The organism is Agrobacterium deltaense RV3 (assembly GCF_900013505.1).
Lineage (GTDB): Bacteria > Pseudomonadota > Alphaproteobacteria > Rhizobiales > Rhizobiaceae > Agrobacterium > Agrobacterium leguminum.
The window spans coordinates 1,579,766-1,586,088 of the sequence record NZ_LT009745.1; the positions used below are offsets into that span (position 1 = coordinate 1,579,766).

5 protein-coding genes and 1 tRNA gene are annotated in these 6,323 nt (G+C 58.9%); 3 read left to right on the forward strand and 3 right to left on the reverse strand.

Going from position 1 to position 6,323, the window contains the following annotated elements; translation table 11 throughout:
- Window positions 1-221 precede the first annotated feature (221 nt).
- Entirely contained in the window at window positions 222-1,625 is a 1,404-nt protein-coding gene (gene sthA, locus AGR7B_RS07955; RefSeq protein ID WP_004433043.1) for a Si-specific NAD(P)(+) transhydrogenase, read from the forward strand.
- Between the two features lie 258 nt (window positions 1,626-1,883).
- Here the strand turns inward: sthA and AGR7B_RS07960 are convergent, their stop codons facing one another.
- The 3 genes from AGR7B_RS07960 to AGR7B_RS07970 all read right to left on the reverse strand — a co-directional run bounded on the left by AGR7B_RS07960 (window position 1,884) and on the right by AGR7B_RS07970 (window position 4,671).
- The gene (locus AGR7B_RS07960) at window positions 1,884-2,534 is read right to left on the reverse strand and encodes a hypothetical protein (protein WP_080856415.1); all 651 of its coding nucleotides are present in this window, start codon (window positions 2,532-2,534) and stop codon (window positions 1,884-1,886) included.
- Between the two features lie 336 nt (window positions 2,535-2,870).
- The gene (gene tig / locus AGR7B_RS07965; RefSeq protein WP_080856416.1) at window positions 2,871-4,349 is read right to left on the reverse strand and encodes a trigger factor; all 1,479 of its coding nucleotides are present in this window, start codon (window positions 4,347-4,349) and stop codon (window positions 2,871-2,873) included.
- A gap of 239 nt (window positions 4,350-4,588) precedes the next feature.
- A tRNA-Leu gene (locus tag AGR7B_RS07970) sits at window positions 4,589-4,671 on the reverse strand.
- 664 nt (window positions 4,672-5,335) lie between these two features.
- Between AGR7B_RS07970 and AGR7B_RS07975 the strand changes: the two genes are divergently transcribed.
- Together AGR7B_RS07975 and AGR7B_RS07985 are read left to right on the forward strand one after the other, a co-directional pair.
- On the forward strand, window positions 5,336-5,482 hold the full coding sequence (locus AGR7B_RS07975; RefSeq protein ID WP_004433052.1) for a DUF1127 domain-containing protein: 147 nt from the start codon (window positions 5,336-5,338) through the stop codon (window positions 5,480-5,482).
- 481 nt (window positions 5,483-5,963) lie between these two features.
- Window positions 5,964-6,107, forward strand: a complete 144-nt coding sequence (locus AGR7B_RS07985) for a DUF1127 domain-containing protein (protein WP_003495735.1) — start codon at window positions 5,964-5,966, stop codon at window positions 6,105-6,107.
- Window positions 6,108-6,323 lie beyond the last annotated feature (216 nt).

The window sequence follows — 6,323 nt, forward strand, 5'->3', positions numbered from 1 at the left end:
CCAGAAATCGCACAACCTCCTGAAACCCCACCCCCAGTTACGAATCCGTCAGATTCTTACGCTACAGATTGACGCAGGCGTTTGTTGCATTGCACTCTTGCGGGCAAGGCTGAAGGAGGGAATCACTCCCCATCGTCAAAATGGCATCATGACCATTTCGCAGCGACGCCATGCCGGATGCGACATCCGGTCATCGCAATAATTCTGTTCCGGGGTTTTTCATGCACCAGTTCGATCTGATTGTTGTCGGCAGCGGTCCGGCGGGAAGACGGGCCGCCATTCAGGCCGCCAAGCTCGAAAAGAGGGTTCTGGTCATCGAGAAGGGCAGCCGCGTCGGCGGCGTTTCCGTGCACACCGGCACCATTCCATCGAAGACCCTGCGCGAGACGGCGCTCAATCTCACCGGCTGGCGCGAGCGCGGTTTTTACGGCCGCGCCTATCGCGTCAAGCAGGAGATCGATGCCGAAGACCTGCGCCGCCGCCTGCTCATCACGCTGGATCACGAAGTGGAAGTGCTGGAACACCAGTTTGCCCGCAACCGCGTGCAGCACATTCGCGGCACCGCGAGCTTCATCGACGCCAACACCATGAAGGTGGTGAAGAGCGACGGCGAGATCATGACCGTGACGGGCACCTCCATCCTGCTGACCATCGGCACCCGCCCCTATCGGCCGCCGCATATTCCCTTCGATGGCGAAGCGGTGCTAGATTCGGACGAGATTCTCGAGATCAAGGAACTGCCGCGCTCCATGGTCGTCGTCGGCGCCGGCGTCATCGGCATCGAATATGCCACCATTTTCAGCGCGCTCGATACGCAGGTGACGGTGGTGGAGCCGCGCGAAACCATGCTGGAATTCATCGACAAGGAAATCGTCGAGGACTTCACCTATCAGCTGCGCGACCGCAACATGAAGCTGATCTTCGGCCAGAAGGCGGAAAAGGTGGAGCGCGACGAAAGCGGCAAATGCCTCGTCTCGCTCGGCAATGGCCGCGTCCTGAAGGCGGAGACCGTCCTCTTCGCCGCCGGCCGTGTCGGCGCCACCGATACACTCAATCTTTCGGCCTGTGGGCTGGAGGCCGATAGCCGCGGCCGCCTGAAGGTCGATCCCGAAACCTTCCAGACCTCGGTGCCGAACATCTATGCCGCCGGCGACATCATCGGTTTCCCGAGCCTTGCCTCCACCTCCATGGAACAGGGCCGCATCGCCGCCCGCCACGCCGTCGGCGCACCGGCCGGCGAACCGCCGCAATTCTTCCCTTACGGCATCTATGCCGTACCGGAAATTTCCACCTGCGGCCTGACGGAAGAAGAAGTCATCGAACGCGGCATTCCCTATGAATGCGGCATCGCCCATTTCCGCGAAACCTCGCGCGGCCACATCATGGGCCTCGACAGCGGCCTGTTGAAGATGATCTTCTCGCTCAAAACCCGCCGCCTACTCGGCGTCCACATCGTCGGCGAAGGTGCGACCGAACTGGTGCATATCGGCCAGGCGGTGCTGAACCTGAAGGGCACCGTGGAATATTTCGTCGAGAATACGTTCAACTATCCGACGCTTGCCGAGGCCTACAAGATTGCGGGACTCGATGCGTGGAACCGCATGGGTGAGATCAAGAAGGATTGAGGTTGCACCGGGGGCGGCTTTTGAGACGGCGGAGTTACCGTATTCGGCCTTTTGAGAAAGCATAGCATCCCCACCCCGTCATCCCGGCCTTGAGCCGGGATCCAGCGCGATCAAGTCTTTGATAGCGAAAGACTCTTTCACGGCGCAGACTCGCCGTGACTGGATGCCGGGTCAAGCCCGGCATGACGGAGGAAAGGTTTTCGCCCCTAAAGAGACTTTCTCACCTGCGAACTAACCGTATACAGACAGCCAGCCCCCTCACCACCGAATACTATACCGCGCACTCACCCCCGGCCGGAAATGATCCGCATAACCCTGATCGAGCGTCCCCCGCACAGTCAGGTGATCGCCCAGTTTCTGCTCCACCGCCACGCCGCTGCTGAACTCGTTGAAACTGTTACGGCTCGCCCCCGTCAGCACAAAGGCCGTGCCGGTGTCGGAGCGGGAAAGGCGCAGCGACTGCGACACATCCAGCCCGTTCCATTGCTGCGCCGTGCCGTCATAACGCACGGTGAAATTGCGGTTCGCCTCGATATCCAGCTCCGGCGTAACGATGCGCTTCTGCTGCGAGGTCACGGAAACGCTGCTCGATCCCGTCAGCGCATTGAAGATGACACCGACATCACGGGCAAGTGAAACGCCTGGCAACTGTTCGGCCAGCAGCGTGACATTACCCCATACCCGCACCGGCGTATCCACCACCTGCCCCGTTTTGGAAGCGCTCATGCCCATTTCCAGCCCCGCGCGAATGGGCGTATCGACCGGCAGTTTCGCACCGATGCGCGCCGTATAGGAACGGTCGGAATTCTTGACCGGCTTCCAGATCAGCCCGGCCTCATCGGCGTGTGCCGCGGTGCCAGCGGCGGTGAAAAAAGACAATAGAAGGGTAAAACCCGCTTGTGGCGACATATCTTGTCCCCTTGCAAATTAAGGGCGCACCGGGAGAACCCGGCAGGCACGGTAAAAGCTTAAGGCCAATGGTTTGGCAGCGATAAGGCCGCGCAAGAGCGGCACACAATGCCCGAACGACCGCATGCAGCGGCCGGGGCAAATCATGCTGCGCAGGGTGCCAGATGAACGGGAGATGAACAAGAGCAGATGCAGCAAAAAATCATGCTGCACTGCATTGTGATCGAAACGAAGGTACGGAAGCCCGCGCGACCGCCCAGAAACCGGACGCCCAAAACAAAAAGGCCGCAGCTTTCGCTACGGCCTTTTTTTTCAATCAGCTTGCACTGAAGAAGATTATTCGGCGTCGCCTTCAGCGGCCTTCTTCTTGGCCGGAGCCTTCTTCTTCGGAGCGGCTTCTTCGCCTTCAGCGGCGTCGTCAGCCTTGGCAGCGGCCTTTTTCTTGGCCGGGGCCTTCTTCTTGGTTTCCGTTGCTTCTTCGGCGTCGTCAGCCAGAAGCTCTTCCTTGGAAACGGTCTTGTCCGTTACCGCGATTTCGGAAAGCAGCTTGTCGATGACCTTTTCTTCGAAGATCGGAGCGCGCAGCGAAGCGGAAGCGCCGGGGGTGTTGCGGAAGAAATCGAGGATTTCCTTCTGCTGGCCCGGGAACTGCTGCAGCTGCTGGACCAGCGCACGCTGCATTTCTTCTTCGGTCACTTCAACGCCGGCCTTTTCGCCGATTTCGGAGAGAACGAGGCCGAGACGGACGCGGCGTTCAGCCAGCTTGCGATATTCTTCGCGGGCTTCTTCTTCGGTCGTGTCTTCGTCAGCGAAGGTCTTGCCCGACTGAGCGAGATCGGTGTTGATCTGGCGCCAGATGTTGTCGAACTCGGCGTCGACGAGGCCAGCCGGCGTGTCGAACTTGTACATTTCGTCCAGCTGGTCGAGAATCTGACGCTTGACCTTCTGGCGGGTGATGTTGCCGTACTGGCTTTCGATCTGGCCCTTGACGATTTCCTTCAGCTTTTCAGCCGATTCGAGACCGAGCTTGGTGGCCAGTTCGTCGTTGATTTCAACAGCAGCGGCAGCAGCAACTTCCTTGACGGTGATGTCGAAGTTGGCTTCCTTGCCGGCAAGGTTCGCAGCCGGGTAGTCGGCCGGGAAGGTCACGGTGATGGTCTTTTCATCGCCAGCCTTGACGCCGACCAGCTGGTCTTCGAAGCCGGGGATGAAGCGGCCCGAACCGAGAACCAGTTCGGCATCTTCGGCCGCGCCGCCGTCGAAGGCAACGCCGTCAACCTTGCCGAGATAGTTCATGGTGACGCGGTCGCCATCGGCGGCCTTGCCCTTCTTGGGCTCGTAGGTGCGGGCGCTTTCGGCGATCTTGAGGATCTGCTCGTTGATTTCGTCTTCGGAGACTTCAACAACTTCGCGGGTAACCTTGATGCCGTCATTGGCCTTCAGTTCGATGGCCGGAATGATTTCGTAGGCAACGGTGAATTCGAAATCGGATTCAGCCGACAGGATCTTTTCGGCCTCCTGCTCGTCTTCGGTCATGGAGATGGCCGGCTGCGTCGCAGACTTTTCGCCGCGGCTGGAAAGGATTTCGGTCGGCTTTTCACGAACCAGCTCGTTGACGAGGTCGGCCATGATGGACTTGCCGTACATCTTCTTCAGGTGGCCCATCGGCACCTTGCCGGGACGGAAACCGTTGATGCGAACCTTGTCCTTGGCGTCAACCAGGCGCTCGTCCAGACGGGCCTTCATGTCGGCAGCCGGAATAACGACCTTGAGTTCGCGCTTCAGCCCTTCAGCGAGCGTTTCGATAACCTGCATTTTCCTAACCTTCACATCATGGCGGCGGTGCTCAGACAGCCGTTGGTTTACTTTCGAGCACTGCGCCGGAAACATCGTTGCCCGGCCGTGGCTTCCCTTATTTCTTTACACAAGCCCCTGCCGGACGCCGTTTAGCCTGCACCGGAAAAAAGACCAAAGGGGAGAAATGAACCCCGAAGCTCCCCGCATCTTATAAAGATGCACTCTGGCGCAAGCGTGGCGCAGCCATGCCTTGCTTGTGGTGCGGGTAGAGAGACTCGAACTCCCACGCCGAAGCGTTGGTACCTAAAACCAATGCGTCTACCAATTCCGCCATACCCGCACGTTGGGCGGCGGTATGTCACAATGTTCAGAAAGGGTCAAGCACGCCTTATCGCCGCCTTTCGTTTCCTCCGGACTTTTCTCATCCCCCGCGCCAGTGGCAGGAGGCGGCCGCGCTCTCCGCTTATTCGCCACCCGCGCCGGGGAACAGGGCGCAACAGCCGGACAGGGGCGATTCTGGGCGGAAACGGCAAGCCGCACCGCATCCGCCTCCCTCACCTTCCCGCCCCCACCTCGCCCGGCACATCGCATGCAGGCGGGCGGAGAAAACAGGCAATATTTATGCGGCTACATTGACATTATATATAGCGCGCCCCGCAGCCCAGTTACCGGATTGCCGGCCCCCTGCTCCAGACCAGCGATTGAGGGGCTTTCGCACCCTGTCCCGCCCCTTATCCGGTCATCCCTCACGCCTTCGCACTGCCGAAGCCCCAGGCGACCACCAAAAGCACACAAATTGGTCACAAATTATGCATGAATCGCCGCAATCGGCCTGTTTTACCGGCTTGCATTGCAATGCGTGCATAGGTGACATCTTGCTTTGTCTGTTTTTGTTTTGATTAAACCGATTATATTCATGGTCATACAGAGATCGAGTTCAGCCCCGGACCAAAGCCTCCCAAGACTGGCCGCAGAGACTGAACAGCACGAAGAGGAAGATGAAAATGAACATTGCACGCTCGCTCACCAACTGGCGCAAGTATCGTCAGACCGTAACCGAACTCGGCCGCATGACCGACCGCGAACTGAGTGACCTCGGCATTGGCCGTCAGGACATCCGCCGCGTCGCCAAGACCGCCGTCGGCTTCTGATTATACGCCCCGCCGCTTCTTGCGGCGGATGCGAGACGACCTACCCAAAAAGGCCTGAGGCTCCCGCCTCCGGCCTTTTTTTCGTTTTGGGCGGTTCTCCGGGTCGAAGCGGCATTGCCACAACCGCCCGCAGGGTCGGCAGATGAAAAATGCATCGATGGCCGACCATTTACGCAGCGCCCGGATAGCGTCCGAGCCCCTCCCGACGCGCATTTTCACACCGGAAAGCGCCTTTAGCGCCGCCAAAGGCTGCCAAACCCGTCAAAACCGCCTGAAACACAGGCATTTCCGCTCATATTTTGCTCAGATGATATTCAAAGCCGCAAATTTAGCCGACATAGTGCACAAATGCATGGCAGTAGCCTAAATTCTGCACTGCACAACATGGCTCAATGTCTATATATAAACCTCAACAGCCGAGAGCACAGAGAAACGCTGAGCCGGCAGACGAAATCAACAGAGATAGATTGAGGAAACGACCATGAACCCCATCCGCATCGCAAAGAACTGGATCTCCTACCGCCGCACGATCAACGAACTTGGCAGCCTTTCCAACCAGGCTCTGAGCGACATCGGCCTGACCCGTTACGACATCCGTAACGTAGCAGCCCGTTCGTTCCGCTAAGGCGTAAACGATCGTCCCGCTGCCCGACCTCCAGGGCGCGACGATTGAGCGACAGGTAAAAAAAAGCGGCGCCTCTGGCGCCGTTTTTGATTCTGGGGTTTGGCTGGAGGAACCAGCCTTTAGAAAAGCGCCCGGCATAGTGGCATATTTCTTCTCCCCGCCGGGGAGAAGGTGGCCCGAAGGGTCGGATGAGGGGGCAACGACAGCGATAGACCG

Bases quoted from the DNA above. Each gene is read 5' to 3' on its own strand.
- sthA (WP_004433043.1), top strand. From the start codon at position 222: ATGCACCAGTTCGATCTGATTGTTGTCGGCAGCGGTCCGGCGGGAAGA.
- AGR7B_RS07960 (WP_080856415.1), bottom strand. From the start codon at position 2,534: ATGTCGCCACAAGCGGGTTTTACCCTTCTATTGTCTTTTTTCACCGCC.
- tig (WP_080856416.1), bottom strand. From the start codon at position 4,349: ATGCAGGTTATCGAAACGCTCGCTGAAGGGCTGAAGCGCGAACTCAAG.
- AGR7B_RS07975 (WP_004433052.1), top strand. From the start codon at position 5,336: ATGAACATTGCACGCTCGCTCACCAACTGGCGCAAGTATCGTCAGACC.
- AGR7B_RS07985 (WP_003495735.1), top strand. From the start codon at position 5,964: ATGAACCCCATCCGCATCGCAAAGAACTGGATCTCCTACCGCCGCACG.